Origin of the sequence: Siminovitchia fortis (assembly GCF_003605365.2) — a bacterium.
In the GTDB taxonomy this organism is placed as follows: Bacteria; Bacillota; Bacilli; order Bacillales; family Bacillaceae_C; genus Siminovitchia; species Siminovitchia fortis.
This window is the reverse complement of the sequence record NZ_QYTU02000058.1, coordinates 1-14,258: the sequence shown is the minus strand read 5'-3', so window position 1 is coordinate 14,258 and position 14,258 is coordinate 1. Positions and strand designations below refer to the sequence as shown.

Sequence of the window (14,258 nt, the reverse complement as noted above, 5' to 3'; positions counted from 1 at the left end):
CAATCAGAATCCGGCGGCTGGGCAAAGATTACGGTGAATGGCAAAACAGGTTACGTAAGCAGTGAGTATTTGTCTGCAAAGGCACCCTCTGCGGGTTCTCCAGTTAAGAATCCTGTTAAAACAACAACCAAATATGTGAATGTAAACGCTGGGTCGACTCTTTATTTGCGTAGCAAGGCTTCTACAAGTGCAAGTATAGTTGATCGGCTGACACGCGGAACAGCGGTTAAAGTTGAATCTGAAGCAAATGGTTGGGCAAAGGTATCAGTAAATGGAAAAACGGGTTATGTAAGCAGTGAATTTTTATCCGAAACAAACGGAAAAACCGAAACTGCCAAACCGAAAACTAAATATATCAATACATCTTCCGTATCCGGTGTAAGCATGTATAAGAGCGCATCAACAAATGCTTCCATTATCATTAAGATTGGGGCGGGAGTGCCTGTTCAAGTATATTCGGAGGAAAAAGGCTGGGCTAAAGTGAAAGCCTATGATTCCGACGGGTATATCCAGTCCAAGTTCCTTTCGGATACAAAACCTGAATCCAAGCCAAGCGAGGAGGCAAAGGATCAGACGAATCAAATCAAATATGTGGCTGTCAACCCTGGTTCGAATTTAAATATGCGGTCCGGCCCTTCAGCAACAGCAGCCATTATTGCCAAACTTGCGAACGGCACCGCAGTCACCTATCATTCCGAATCGGGAGGCTGGGCAAAGGTTACGGCGAACGGAAAAACCGGGTATGTAAGTACCACATATCTGTCTTCGGGTTCCAATGGATCTGAAAAAGGAGAAAATGGCTCAAAAACGAACGAATACTCCAATTACAATCTTACTTTGGATGAAATGGTCAAAATCCAAATGGCTGCCAATCCTCAGACGGATAAGCAATATGCCACTTATATAAGGGAAGATGCTTTAAAGTTAAATTCCAATGCTAAGTCAGGAACGGTTTTAAGCGGCACCTGGAATGTCCGAAGCGGAGCCGGAACCAATTTTAGCTCCCTCGGTAAAGTAAGCGCAGGAAGCACTTTGAACATTTTATCTTCCAAAAAAGACAAAGATGGATACACTTGGTACCAAGTCCAGTATAAAACCGGATGGGTAACAGCAAAGCCGGAGGATGTAAAATATTATCTTGATCCAAATAACTTTATTAATGATCCTGTAAAATCGCTTCAGTTTATCAATCTATCAAAAACAGCGAACGCCCAGGCAGCTGAAATAAATGAGAAAATACTTTCCGGAAAAGGCATTTTAAGCGGAAAAGCAGCTTCATTTATAGAAGCGGGGAAAATTCATGGTGTCAACGAGATGTACCTGATCTCCCATGCTTTGCTTGAGACAGGTAATGGGACTTCCCAATTGGCCAGAGGTGTAAAAGTGAACGGCAAAACAGTTTACAATATGTACGGCATCGGAGCTTACGACGGTTCAGCCGTTCAAAGCGGCGCCCAGTTTGCCTACAACGCAGGCTGGTTCACTCCTGAGGCTGCCATCATTGGCGGAGCTCAATTTATTGGTAAGAACTATATCAGCGCCGGCCAGAACACATTATATAAAATGAGATGGAATCCGCAAGCTGCAAGCAATACAGGAAAAGCCACCCACCAGTATGCAACGGATATCGGATGGGCGGTAAAACAAATTACGCAAATCCACAATTTATATATGTTGGTCAATTCGTATACTCTAGTCTACGACATTCCGGTCTATAGAAAATTGTAACCTCATGTTCGATATATCGAAGCACTCCCGCTTTTTGCGGAGAGTGCTTCGTTCTGGTGTAGGAAATTATAAAGCGCTTAAGTTGTTAATAAACTCAATATCTTTTTGTGCTACGTCCAGCTCCGACGGACAGGAGGTCCTAGTGCCGCCGGCGCCACAGGACGTGGCGCTTTAAGGCGGCCAGTGCCTAGCCCCGCAAGGATCAAGCCGATTCCCTGTTCGCTTGCGAACTGCCCNAGCCCCGCAAGGATCAAGCCGATTCCCTGTTCGCTTGCGAACTGCCCCCTCGGGAATCGTCTTGTTTGCCCGCGCTAATCAAGGCGCTTTCGCTTTTGGTCATTTTACTGAATTTCTTCGTCTTTCGCTTATATTTCCCTCCGCATCGCCTGCAGGACATCAATCCTTGTTGCCCGCTGTGCCGGCCTCCATCCGGAAAACACTGTGACGATCAGGCAGATGGCAATGCTGATCAATGAAAGGGTCCATGGAATATATGAAAATAGTAAATTCTCAGGCGGTGCTTCGTTAAAAATATTTTCAACGACTAGCGGCAATGAGAAATTGACAGCAAGGCTGACTCCATAGGCTGCCGCCGTTCCGGCCAAAGCACCGATCAATCCAATACAGCTGCTTTCCAACAGAAAGATCTTTTTGATGGTGCCGGGGTTTGCGCCGATTGCTTTCATGATGCCAATATCAGGTGCACGTTCCGTCACAGCCATCGTCATCGTATTATAAATACCGATTGAAGCAATAATAAGTGCGATTGTACCAACCAATATCAATCCGATTTTCATGATTGTAAAGATCATATTCACTTGTTTCATCTCACTGACGATGGAATACGTTTCGTATTTGTCCGCATCCAGCTTTTCTACGATGCCTTCTACAGCTTGAACATTATCGGCGTAAATTTTCACCTGGTCGTATGTTTTCTCTTCTCCATCTTTCATCTCTTCCTCTTCAACTTCTACAGAACCTCCACGGGTCCCTGTAAAAGCTTCTACATCTTTTAAAACTGATTCTGAAATAAATACATCAGAATTAGTCATCCAATCTTTTGCAGGTTTTTTGGCAATCCCCACAATGGTAAGAGGAATCGCTGTAGTGGAGTCCTTCCTGTCCTTCACTTCCATCTGCACAGTTTTTCCGATTAAGCTTCCTTTAAAGGCATATTCCTCTTTAACAGTTCCGTCTTCGTTATACGGGTTGACGCCATCTTCCACTTCATATGCCAACTCTTCCGGGAAAGAATAACCGACAACAATCTCATTGGCTTTATCCGGCAGGCGGCCTTCTGATAATTCGAATCCCGCTTTCACTTCTTCAGGGAAAAAAGTGACAAGGGTATTAGCTTGGATGTTGTATTTTCCAATTTCATACACAGGCGTCTGCTGAAGCATCTGCCTTCGTGTGACCGCCTTGACATCATCCAATGCTTCAAAATATTCGATATGCCGGTCATTGATTGCTTTGTAGTTTTCTTTATCATCCATTTGGGCATGAACTTCTATTTCTGTTACAAGCCGGTCTTCCATCAAATCCTGAATGATTGATTTGTGAAGGCCGAATCCGACGGATGCAAGCACAATCAAGAATGCACAACCAATGGCTGTTGCCAGCATCGTCATGAAAACCCGGGATTTGTTCTTTTTCATATTTTGTCTGACAAACTTGATTTGATCTTTCAGCGTCATGCCAACACCGCCTCCAATATTTTTCCGTCGGCAATTTCAATCGCCCGGTGCCCGATTTCTGCAACCTTGTCATCATGCGTAATAATTAAAAAAGTGATGCCCTCTTTGTTCAGTTCCTTGATGAACTGAAGAAGCTGGTCCTCTGTTTCGCTGTCGAGGCTGCCGGTCGGTTCATCCGCAAGAATGAGAGGGGGATTGACTGCAAGGGCCCTCGCAATGCTGACGCGCTGCTGCTGTCCGCCTGACAGCTCATTCGGATAGTGGTTTTTATATTCCAGCAAACCCACCCTTTGTAATGTTTCATCCGTCTTTAGTTTACGTTCCCGCTCGTTTATTCCTTTTAAAACGAGCGGCAGTTCCACGTTTTGGAAGGCCGTCATGCTGGGGATCAATTGGAAGTTTTGAAAGATAAATCCAAGATGTTCCAGGCGGAAATCTGCAAATTTCGCTTCATTCAGATCACTGACTTTTTCTCCGGCAATCCATACTTCCCCTTGCGTTGGTTTGAGAAATCCGCTGATAATGTTCAATAGAGTCGACTTTCCTGAACCGCTTCGCCCGACTATGGTTACAATTTCACCTTCATTGACAGTAAGGGAAACATCCTCGAGCACAGGTATTTTATGCTTTTGTCCCCTCTTTCCAACCTCAAAAGCATGGCTTACATTTTTAACAACAATCACGATTTATCCCACCTTTTAAATAATGACTCTAACCTATTAGACGAGGCAATCACGGAAAACACTACAAATAGATTTAAAGGTTTTTTGAACAAAATGGAGAAGAACAATGATGGAGGGAGAAATTTGAAAGCAGAAAAATAAACGGCTGTTCCTATATGTGGAACAGCCGCACATTTATTTTTTCAAGAATTTCATTAAAACTGCAAACAGACCGATGCCTGCCAATGATCCAAGCGCGAAACTCCAGGAAAAATAGTCTGTGACTAGGTAGATGATCAGCATGCATACGAAATAGCCTAAAGAAAAACCGATTAGATGATTTTTTATGTTCATTTGCAGCAACTCCTTTTTTACATAAACAGTGCAATAGAGCTCGTAATCAGAGTAAGTATAGATATGAGCTGAAGTACATTATGCTGGGCGTCGGGAATGATATGGCCTTTCACAGGCGGCAGCCATTTGATTGTATTTTTGAAATGGGACTCGTATAGGGACCGGGGAAACTGCTTTAAATGAATCCCGGTAAGATAGGGCATCCACCAGGTGAGAATTTGCATCACAAGGAAGACAAGGTAAAACATAACCGAAATAGCCATGAGCCATTTGATTTTTGTTGCAAACAGTCCGATACAAAGAAGGATAATCAAACCATTGGCGATGGCTTCCGTGAATTTTTCCTTCCGGGAGTATTTGGACAGATCATTCCAGGGAAAAAGGGGGACCAAAGTTGTCACTTCGAAATAAAGAAACAGCAAGATTTGAAGGACAAGGGAGACGTAATAATAATCCACAAAAATCCCTCCTTTCCTATTAAACTTATACAATTGATATAATAAACCCTGAAAGGCGGTAGTTGAATGTCTGAAAGAAATGAACAGCCAGCTTGGCTGCAAAAGTACATGAAGTCCCCGTCCAAGCAGCAGGAGCTTTATAAGCGCACCCTCCTGGTTGTTGTCCTTTCCCAGATTTTTGGCGGTGCCGGGCTTGCTGCCGGTATAACGGTGGGGGCGCTGCTTGCACGCGATATATTGGGGACAGACAGTTTTGCAGGAGTTCCTGTCGCGTTGTTTACACTAGGCTCTGCAGCGGCAGCCCTGATTGTGGGACGGCTCTCCCAGAGATTCAGCCGGCGTTTCGGGCTGGGAGCAGGATTCATAGCGGGAGGTATCGGTGCAATCGGAGTAGTGGCTGCCGCGGTTATGAATAATGTTTTCCTGCTTTTTATTTCATTGTTTATCTACGGAGCAGGCACGGCCACCAATCTTCAGGCGCGCTATGCAGGGACGGATATGGCCAATGGCACCCAAAGGGCTACAGCTGTCAGTATCGCCATGGTTTCTACCACCTTTGGTGCGGTGGCGGGTCCAAATCTTGTAGACGTGATGGGCAGGTTTGCGGAAGGAGTCGGCATACCTCCGTTGGCAGGGCCTTTCATATTGGCTGCTGCAGCGTACCTGCTTGCCGGGCTTGTTTTGATTACTATGCTTCGTCCTGATCCTTTAGTAGTAGCGAAAGCGTTAGCGGATGCTGAAGACCAAGAAGCAATGAAGGTATCAGATGGAATAGCCGGCTTATCAAACAGGCGGGGAATCGTCGTTGGAGCCACGGTGATGGTCCTTACCCAAATTATCATGGTCGCTATCATGACGATGACGCCGGTACATATGGAACACCACGGGCACGGATTAAGAGAAGTCGGGCTTGTGATAGGAATCCATATCGGCGCCATGTACCTGCCGTCACTTGCGACGGGCATCCTCGTAGATAAAATAGGCCGAACAACCATGGCCGGAGCGGCAGGAGCCACTTTACTGGCTGCCGGGCTACTGTCCGGATTGACTTCTGGTGAATCGATGCCGATGCTTATCATTGCACTCGCTTTGCTGGGACTCGGTTGGAATTTCGGCTTGATCAGCGGGACAGCTCTCATAGTTGATGCAACAACCTTGTCAACAAGGGCAAAGACGCAAGGAGCTGTCGACGTTTTGATTGCCCTTGCGGGAGCATCAGGAGGTGCATTATCCGGCATGGTCGCAGCCCACTTCAGCTATGCCGCGCTGTCACTTGCCGGAGGGCTTCTTTCCCTGCTCTTGATCCCGGTCGTCATATGGGTACGAGGTAAAAGAGAATCCGGAAAAGCGGCTTAATTTTTCAAATCCATTAAGTCCCAATTGATGTCAGTCAGGCGATGTCTGAGGACCAATTGGGACTTTCTGGCTTTTTCACTTAAAGAAGCAATGTCTTCAGATTGTTCCTGCCAAGATAAGCCGGTCTCTTTTTCAAGCCTGGAAACCTCCTGATCAAACCATTGACTGTACCGCTCATATATTGCGGATGCCACACTCTCATTCTGAAACTCTTCCGGGGGACTATAATTCAAGTTGTTGAACCAGACTTGAAACGCCTTCTCACCATCTTCTTTCATTCTTTTTTGAAAAACCTCAATGATTTCCTTTATTAACCCTTCATCGAATCCATACTGAACCATTATTCTTTCGATATTGTCCAAGGTAATCATAGACAGCTTCCTTTTATTTTTAAAAAGACGACTAAACATTATTGCATCACCTCTGTACCTCTCTATACGATTTGTACAATGAAAAGTTTCCTTAAATGGTAAAATAGAATGATTGAGTTCAAATGAATAGACTTGATTTGGAATTTTTCGAGTTGAGCGATTTAGATTAAGGATTGGGACGGTGTTCAAGGTTAATTGCACGATGTCTATGGATAATTGCACGAACATGGCTAGGAATTGCACGATTCCCAAGATAATTGCACGAACCTAACGCAGAATTTAACGTCCCAAAAATTTTTTTAAAAAAAGTGTAGTGATCATACCACCGGCCGCCGTCTATACGGGTGACGGTTGAAAGGGGGGAGAGAAGTTTTGGATGATGTGCTCATTGAAAAAATCAAGAGCGGCAATGACCACGCATTCCGATTGCTTGTGGAAAAATACCGAAATTATATTTTTCACGCAGTGTATGGCGTTTTGCGCAATGAAAAAGATGCGGAAGACGCAGCACAGGAAGTGTTCATGAAAATCTATACTTCTCTCCCCCAATATGAGAAGCAAGGTTTTAAAACATGGATCACAAGAATTGCGGTTAATCATGCCATTGATATAAAAAGAAAAAAGATGAGACGGCAGGAAGAAATGAATGTTGAGTATGAAGAGGCAAGCCACGCGCCGCCCGGTGAAAGTGTCGAATTCCTCGTTTTGAAAAGGGAGCGTCAAAATATTCTAAGGAAGCGGCTTGATGAGCTTCCGGAAAACTACAGAGGGGTCGTTGAAGGTTTTTACATAAAGGAGCGAACCTACGAGGAGTTGGCACAGGAGCTGGATCTCAAAGTAAAAACGATCGAAGTGAGGCTGTACCGGGCCAGACAATGGATGAAGAAGCACTGGAAGGAGGATGACTTTTCATGAACCATATCGAATACGAAAAATGGATGTTATATGCGACAGACTCTCTTGATGAAAAAACTCGCATGCATTTTGAAAACCATCTTTACAGCTGTGATCACTGCTTGGAGCTTTATTTGCAAGCTGTGGAAGAAGCGGAATCGCAGATGCCGGTGTTATCCGACCCATCTGGCTTCACAGACTCCATTATGAAGGGAATTGGCAGCACCCAAGAAAAACAACCGCCTGCCAAAATGAAGCCGAAGAAGAACATACGCAAGCAGACTTTGGTCCATTACACTGCAGCTGCAGCAATGACACTCGTTCTTATGTCAACAGGCATCTTCTCACAGTTGACGACAACCGTCAGTTCTTTCGAAAATGCGGCTTATAAACAAGACCATTCAGTCATAAGCGGATGGTTAAATAAAACAGATTCAATTACGGAAAAAATTGAGGACAATCTCAGGGAGGGAAACAAACATGAATAAAAACCCGATCATCGCTTTTCTGCTCGCATTTTTTCCCGGCGGGGGTTTGATGTACCTCGGAATGGTCTTGCGCGGGCTTTTTTATACAGCTGTAGTTTTCGGAATACCGGCTTTAGCGGTGGCAGCCGTTGTTATCACCGGTTCTGACGTGTTGATGGTCTTCGCTCTGGGCGGTCTGCTCATGTATATTGTCAACTTTATTGATACGACGGTAACAGCTTCCAAACTGTATAACCGTACTGGGCAAATGGACGAAGGAGCAACAATTGAAAAAAATCCTGACTCCGAGCGCTTTTTCACGATCGTTCTATCTTTCATTCCAGGGCTGGGCCATTTCCAATTGGGGCTTGTCTATAGAGGAATTACATTGCTTGCGGTGTTTTTGGGCCTGGGTGTGATGATCCTTTTCGTTACCATGATGACGGGGCGCTCCGAGTTTCTTATCTTCATGGCTTCATTGCCAATCATTTGGATCTACGGATTTTTCGATGTCATGCAGCTGCTGGATCGAAAATCAAAAGGGGAAAAGTTAGAAGACCGATCAGTTCTGGAAGAGCTTGAAAAGAAAAGACCGGATGGCCGAAAGAGCAAAGCGATTGCGACATTGCTATCAATCGTACCAGGTGCTGGCCATCTGTACCTTGGGCTTCAAAGACGCGGCATCCAGTTAATGGCAGCGTTCCTTTTTTCCATCTATATACTTGATGTTCTGCGGCTGGGGATTTTCCTCTTCATCGTCCCGATCATCTGGTTTTACAGCTTTTTTGACGGACTTCAAAAAGCCTCGCAATACGAGAGCGGGGAAGTGGAGGATGAACCGATTGTGTCTTATTTAATCAACCATCAAAAATGGCTTGGCATCGGGCTGATCGTATTGGGTTTGTATTATATCGGAACGAATATCATCATTCCGATGGCAGATCCGATCCTGTCCGAAAAATATGGCATCAATCTATTTTTCTGGATTCAGTCATATGTCCAGCCCGCCATTATCTGCCTGATCCTAATCGGCGGAGGCATCAAGCTTTTGTCTGGTAAAAAAACAAACTATAACAGGGAAGGTGAAACAAAATGAGGACATGGAGAGTCGGTTCTTTTTCAATGGGGGCGTCCCTTTTGCTGCTCGGCGTCTTCTTGCTTTTATCGCAGGTATTCAAATGGGGCGATCCGGCACTCGCTCTCCTTTCCTGGTGGCCGTTCATATTCATTGTGCTTGGTGTTGAGATCATTGTGTATTTGGCCCGCCACAAACAGGAGAAGGCCACAATACAATACGATTTTATCAGCATTATTTTCATAGCTGTCCTTGGAACATGCGGGTTGGTGATGGCGATGTTGAGTGCGAGCGGCCTTCTGGAGCTGGCTGGTAACGTGGTAAAAGCTGAAGCCCGGACAGCCGATCTTCCGGCATACGAAGAAACTGCGTTAAGTGGGGTTGACCGGATTGTGGTTGATTCGGGAACTTTTCCTTTAACAATTGAAAGTACGGATGCGAAGGCCGTCTCATTATTTGGAACGTATGAAGCAGAAACAATCAATGATAAGAACTTGATAGAAAATGTGTCTGATTATATCTTGGCAGAGAAAAAAGGCGATACGCTTTTTATTAAACTGAAGGAATTACCCCGTCAGAGGTTTATCAATAGTTATCATGATGCAGACGCCACTTTGCTTATACCGGCCGGCAAGAAGCTTGAACTGAAAGGGAGTGACGGGAACCTTGCTGTTGCACCCAGAGGGTTGAAAAGTAACTGGGCGATCGACACACCAGGCTGGGTGAAAATCGAGACGGACGAAAAGAGCAATATAAAAGTTGAAGCGAATAATGTACATGACCTGGAAGGTGCATGGAAAGGTATCAAAGATGTAAATGAAGAAGGCTTAAAATCCGGGCACATCTCCTTCGGAAAAGGAACAAATACTATTACAGTCAATCATGCCAATATGGTAGAAGTAGACTAAAAGCTGATAAAAAGGTATGATTACTTAATGGAAGCATCAAAATAAACGCTTCGCATTTAAGTTCGAAGGATGATGTGAATTGAAAAGAGCACGTATTATCTATAACCCGACAGCTGGCCGTGAAATTTTCAAACGGCGTATCGCTGATGTTTTACAGAAGCTGGAACAAGCCGGATATGAAGCATCATGCCATGCTACGACGGGTGCCGGTGATGCGACAGCTGCCGCCCGTACAGCTGTGGAGAGAAAATATGATGTCGTCATTTGTTCAGGCGGCGACGGAACGATAAATGAAGTGGTCAATGGCCTTGCGGAGCAGGAATACCGTCCGAAGCTCGGCATTATTCCTACCGGAACGACGAACGACTTTGCCCGGGCCTTGCATATTCCGCGGGATATTGATGCCGCTGTGGATGTCATAACAGCGGGGGACACGATACCAATGGATATCGGGCGGATGAATGACCATTATTTTATCAATATCGCCGGCGGCGGAAAGCTGACCGAGCTTACATATGAAGTGCCGGCGAAAATGAAAACGGTCCTCGGACAACTGGCCTATTATTTAAAGGGAATCGAAATGCTGCCGTCCATCCGCTCTACGGAAGTAAGCATCGAATACGACGGCAAACTATTCGAAGGGGAAATCATGCTGTTTCTTGTTGCGCTGACAAACTCAGTCGGAGGTTTTGAAAAACTGGCACCGGACGCTTCCATCAACGACGGGCTATTCACGTTATTAATTTTGAAAAAGACCAACCTGGCCGAGTTCATCCGTGTGGCTTCACTTGCACTAAGAGGGGAGCATATCGACGATCCGCACGTAATCTATTCAAAAGCGAATCACATAAAAGTCAAATCGAAGGAAAAAGTTCAATTGAATATTGACGGGGAATACGGAGGACTGCTTCCTGCGGAGTTTTACAACCTTTACCGCCATTTGGAAGTGTTTGTTCCTATTAACGACATTCGACCGGAAGATAAAGTATAATCAGCCGTAACCTAAGTTACGGCTGATTTTTATGGTGAATGGAAGGCCGGGTATACGCGTTTCTAGCGATTATTCGGTTCGCGCTAAATTTATAATATCTTATATAAATAAAATTCATCGACAGGCTTGCCGTTGATCATCAGGGATTGTATTTTTTCGCCTTCCACTTCAAAGCCCATTTTCAAATACATGCTGAAAGCCCTTTCATTGTGTTTCATTACAGTAACCCCAAGCCGGGTCAATCCCACTTCTTTTGACCAGCGGAACGCCTCTTTTAATAAGCGGGTTGCTACACCTTTGCCCCGATATTCCTCGGATACGCCGACAGAGATCCGCGCAGCATGCTGAGTTCGTGAAGACAGCCCCCCAAATATCGCCACAAATCCAATCAGACGATCATTGTCCTCTGCGACAATGATTGTGGAATTGCTCTGAAGAAGGATTTTCTCAATATTTTGTTCTTCCTGCTCTTTACTTGTTTTTCTTTCACCAGGTTCAAATAACATCATATTGGAGGAGTCGACACTGGCAATCAAATTGGAAAATTGCTCCGCATCCTCCAGGCGTATATGCCTGATCTCCATAAGACAATCCTACTTTCTCTATTATTTTTAAAGATCCTTCTCGTTATAATATCCTATGAAAAACGCCAGCCCAGACGCGAAAAAACAGCCTGAAGCAAGCAATATCCAGGAGATGACGAAGTCGATGTTATGGGAAAATTTCTTCGCGAAAATAATATATCCGACAGCTATCACAACTCCCGCAAGAAGAAGGTTTTTTGCTGCTTTAAATTTCTTTTTTCTGTCCGTGTGGATATTTTTTTTGGTATATTTTACTCCCCATAACGCCAATACTCCTACTAGGATAAATGAAACAAATATGCCCCCCATGCCGATCAGCATACATAAAAACCTCCCGTTCGACAAATACATTCTACCATAACTGATCAATATACGCAGTTTTTAATAGTACATAGGATATAAGTTCACCGACCTGTTAGAAAGAGCGGCCGCACATTGTTGAAATTCTTGTTTTAAAAAAGTACACTTTTTGTATAAATAATCACGAGAGGAAGTCATACAGAATGAAAAAGCTGGCTATTGTCGCTTTGATCATGATCAATATGGTGCTGGCAGCTTGTTCAAATACAGGGAAGGAACACGCAGAAGAACAACATGCAGGCGAGGGCCAGGAAATGCAGCTCGGTGACATTCGGGAAGAGACGGGCGGTCCGCAGGAATTGCCGCCATTTCTCGAAGGAAAGCCTGAAGATATGCAAACCGTTTACCAGGCAGCTGCACTCAATAAAGACTTGTTGGAAAAAATACCCTGTTATTGCGGTTGCGGAGAATCTGTAGGACATAAGGATAACTATGACTGTTTTATACATGATAATAAAGAGGATGGCCGGATCGTTTGGGACGACCATGGAACTAAATGCATTGTCTGCCTTGAAATTGCCGCTCAATCCATCAGCGACTACCGGAATGGCAAATCCGTAAAAGAAATAAGGAAAGAGATTGATGAGAAATATAAAGAAGGATATGCGGAACCGACTCCGACGGAGGAAGTTTAAGGAGTAAGGGGCACAGGCTGAGGCTTGTGCCTCTTAATTTGAGCTAGGCGAAAAGAGCTTCGAGATCTACGTTAACACCTTCGAATATGGCAGATTTAATAGTCCCCCTGTCTTTGAGGACTTGGTTCTGCCGATATTGGTCGTCTTGATCCAATTGATACGCTTGAATGGTGTGAAGCATAGGGTTCACAATCCAATATTCTTTTACACCGGCCTGCATATAGAGGTTCATTTTAAAAACGAGGTCATGCGCCTGGTTGGACGGGCTTAAAATTTCAATGATCAGTTCAGGGGCTCCCACATATTTAGTTTCTTTCAACCCTTCTTTGTCACAGATTACCAGCAGGTCTGGAATGACGATATGCGTGCCTTCTAGCCGTTCGCCCTGCAGCTCTACATCAAAAGGAGCGTGGAAAACCTCGCAATCTTTGCTTTTCATATAATTAAAGAACTGGACATATAAGCGGCCCGATATCCGCTGATGCATGGTGGATGGAGAGGGGGCCATAAATATTGCTCCATCAGAAAACTCCATGTATTCCGCACGTTCTTCCCGCAACTGAAGATACTCCTCGAACGTTCCCGGCTTTTTAGAAAACTCCTCCAAGGATACCGCCTCCTCAATGCTATTTCCATCATTGTACCATAGGTTCCCATGCTATACTTGAGTGAGAACAGAAAGGGGTGCTGGAACAGGTGCTGCTCGACAAATTGAAGGAATCGAATTATACCGTTGTGCTGACAGGTGCCGGCATGTCAACGGAGAGCGGACTCCCTGATTTTCGTTCTTCTGAAGGTCTTTGGGAAAAAGAGGATCCAAGCCGGATCGCAAGCACGGATGCTCTGAACCGAAACATCGAGAAGTTTTTTGAGTTTTACCGCCACCGGGTTCTTGGACTGAAGGATTGCAAGCCGCATACTGGCCATGAAATTTTAGCTAAATGGGAAAAAGAAGGAATCATCAAAAGCGTTATCACGCAAAATGTGGACGGTTTTCATAGGGAAGCGGGGAGCAGGAACGTGGCGGAGCTTCACGGCACTTTGCAAAAAGTCCATTGCCACTCCTGCGGGAAAGAATATGATAACGACAAGTATGTAAATGAGCAATATCAATGCGAATGCGGAGGTAAACTGCGTCCGTCTGTTGTGCTCTTTGGTGAGATGCTGCCTGAAGATGCGCTGCTAATGGCTACGGAAGAAAGTGAGAAGGCAGATCTCTTCATCGTTTTGGGTTCATCACTGACCGTAACACCAGCCAATCAGTTTCCATTGATTGCCAAACAGCACGGGGCATATCTCGCCATCGTCAATATGGAGCCGACAGAACTGGATATTTATGCGGATGAAACGATTCATGGACGTAAAATCGGCGAATTGCTAAAAGAATTGGATGAAGGGTTTGCGGCCCGTAAGTAATGAGGGAAGGCTTCGGCCTTCCTGATTTTTTGTAAAGGTAGGAAAGCATATAATTTGACTAAAATTTTCATTTGAAAAGTAAGCGTCTTGTCTAGCTTCGACGGACAGGACGTCCTAGTGCAGACGGCGCCATAGGACGTGGCGCTTTAAGTCTGCCAGGCGCCATCGGCGAAAGGATCAAGTCAAATTGCTGTGGTGGCTTTAGAGCTGCCTCCTCGGGAATCGTCTTGTGCTTGTCGGGGGCTAATCAAGGCGCTTGCGCCTTTCTTAAAAGAAAAGATAAGAAAGTATATTATTGGGTC

17 protein-coding genes are annotated in these 14,258 nt (G+C 44.9%); 9 read left to right on the top strand and 8 right to left on the bottom strand.

Annotated elements, in window-relative coordinates:
* Positions 1-1,728 (top strand): SH3 domain-containing protein (locus tag D4N35_RS16870; RefSeq protein WP_235870420.1); only part of this gene is annotated, 1,728 nt, incomplete at its 5' end.
* 365 nt (positions 1,729-2,093) lie between these two features.
* Here D4N35_RS16870 and D4N35_RS16865 read toward each other — a convergent pair.
* The 4 genes from D4N35_RS16865 to D4N35_RS16855 form a co-directional block, all read right to left on the bottom strand.
* On the bottom strand, positions 2,094-3,425 hold the full coding sequence (locus tag D4N35_RS16865; RefSeq protein WP_120075776.1) for an ABC transporter permease: 1,332 nt from the start codon (positions 3,423-3,425) through the stop codon (positions 2,094-2,096).
* A complete protein-coding gene (locus D4N35_RS16860) occupies positions 3,422-4,108 on the bottom strand; it encodes an ABC transporter ATP-binding protein (RefSeq protein WP_120075774.1) in 687 nt (228 codons plus the stop codon). The genes D4N35_RS16865 and D4N35_RS16860 overlap by 4 nt, the downstream gene beginning before the upstream one ends.
* A 174-nt stretch (positions 4,109-4,282) precedes the next feature.
* Positions 4,283-4,441: a hypothetical protein gene (locus D4N35_RS18240; protein ID WP_164876416.1), complete on the bottom strand. Its 159-nt coding sequence runs from the start codon at positions 4,439-4,441 to the stop codon at positions 4,283-4,285.
* Between the two features lie 17 nt (positions 4,442-4,458).
* Positions 4,459-4,899, bottom strand: coding sequence for a hypothetical protein (locus D4N35_RS16855; RefSeq protein ID WP_120075772.1), 441 nt, complete (start codon positions 4,897-4,899; stop codon positions 4,459-4,461).
* A gap of 66 nt (positions 4,900-4,965) precedes the next feature.
* On the opposite strand from D4N35_RS16855, the gene D4N35_RS16850 reads away from it, so the two are divergent.
* Positions 4,966-6,255, top strand: coding sequence for an MFS transporter (locus D4N35_RS16850; RefSeq protein ID WP_120075770.1), 1,290 nt, complete (start codon positions 4,966-4,968; stop codon positions 6,253-6,255).
* Here the strand turns inward: D4N35_RS16850 and D4N35_RS16845 are convergent.
* On the bottom strand, positions 6,252-6,626 hold the full coding sequence (locus tag D4N35_RS16845; RefSeq protein WP_235870419.1) for a hypothetical protein: 375 nt from the start codon (positions 6,624-6,626) through the stop codon (positions 6,252-6,254). The two genes, D4N35_RS16850 and D4N35_RS16845, sit on opposite strands and share 4 nt — an antisense overlap.
* A gap of 372 nt (positions 6,627-6,998) precedes the next feature.
* On the opposite strand from D4N35_RS16845, the gene D4N35_RS16840 reads away from it, so the two are divergent.
* The 5 genes from D4N35_RS16840 (at position 6,999) to D4N35_RS16820 (ending at position 10,961) form a co-directional block, all read left to right on the top strand.
* Positions 6,999-7,541 (top strand): RNA polymerase sigma factor, encoded by a 543-nt coding sequence (locus D4N35_RS16840; RefSeq protein WP_120075767.1) that lies wholly within the window; start codon positions 6,999-7,001, stop codon positions 7,539-7,541.
* Positions 7,538-8,008 carry an anti-sigma factor gene (locus tag D4N35_RS16835; protein ID WP_120075765.1) on the top strand — a complete coding sequence of 157 codons (471 nt, stop codon included), beginning with the start codon at positions 7,538-7,540 and terminating at the stop codon, positions 8,006-8,008. Before D4N35_RS16840 ends, D4N35_RS16835 begins: the two co-directional genes overlap by 4 nt.
* Positions 8,001-9,083 (top strand): hypothetical protein, encoded by a 1,083-nt coding sequence (locus D4N35_RS16830; RefSeq protein WP_120075763.1) that lies wholly within the window; start codon positions 8,001-8,003, stop codon positions 9,081-9,083. The genes D4N35_RS16835 and D4N35_RS16830 overlap by 8 nt, the downstream gene beginning before the upstream one ends.
* Positions 9,080-9,970 carry a hypothetical protein gene (locus D4N35_RS16825; protein WP_120075761.1) on the top strand — a complete coding sequence of 297 codons (891 nt, stop codon included), beginning with the start codon at positions 9,080-9,082 and terminating at the stop codon, positions 9,968-9,970. The genes D4N35_RS16830 and D4N35_RS16825 overlap by 4 nt, the downstream gene beginning before the upstream one ends.
* A gap of 79 nt (positions 9,971-10,049) precedes the next feature.
* Positions 10,050-10,961, top strand: coding sequence for a diacylglycerol kinase (locus D4N35_RS16820; RefSeq protein WP_120075760.1), 912 nt, complete (start codon positions 10,050-10,052; stop codon positions 10,959-10,961).
* 89 nt (positions 10,962-11,050) lie between these two features.
* On the opposite strand, the gene D4N35_RS16815 is transcribed toward D4N35_RS16820, so the two are convergent.
* Positions 11,051-11,545 carry a GNAT family N-acetyltransferase gene (locus tag D4N35_RS16815; RefSeq protein ID WP_120075758.1) on the bottom strand — a complete coding sequence of 165 codons (495 nt, stop codon included), beginning with the start codon at positions 11,543-11,545 and terminating at the stop codon, positions 11,051-11,053.
* Between the two features lie 27 nt (positions 11,546-11,572).
* Entirely contained in the window at positions 11,573-11,866 is a 294-nt protein-coding gene (locus tag D4N35_RS16810) for a hypothetical protein (protein WP_120075756.1), read from the bottom strand.
* Between the two features lie 182 nt (positions 11,867-12,048).
* On the opposite strand from D4N35_RS16810, the gene D4N35_RS16805 reads away from it, so the two are divergent.
* The gene (locus tag D4N35_RS16805) at positions 12,049-12,540 is read left to right on the top strand and encodes a PCYCGC motif-containing (lipo)protein (RefSeq protein WP_120075754.1); all 492 of its coding nucleotides are present in this window, start codon (positions 12,049-12,051) and stop codon (positions 12,538-12,540) included.
* Positions 12,541-12,583: 43 nt separating this feature from the next.
* Here the strand turns inward: D4N35_RS16805 and D4N35_RS16800 are convergent, their stop codons facing one another.
* Positions 12,584-13,147: a Uma2 family endonuclease gene (locus D4N35_RS16800; protein ID WP_235870418.1), complete on the bottom strand. Its 564-nt coding sequence runs from the start codon at positions 13,145-13,147 to the stop codon at positions 12,584-12,586.
* A gap of 89 nt (positions 13,148-13,236) precedes the next feature.
* On the opposite strand from D4N35_RS16800, the gene D4N35_RS16795 reads away from it, so the two are divergent.
* A complete protein-coding gene (locus tag D4N35_RS16795) occupies positions 13,237-13,956 on the top strand; it encodes an NAD-dependent protein deacylase (RefSeq protein ID WP_208646318.1) in 720 nt (239 codons plus the stop codon).
* The last annotated feature ends 302 nt before the right edge of the window (positions 13,957-14,258 follow it).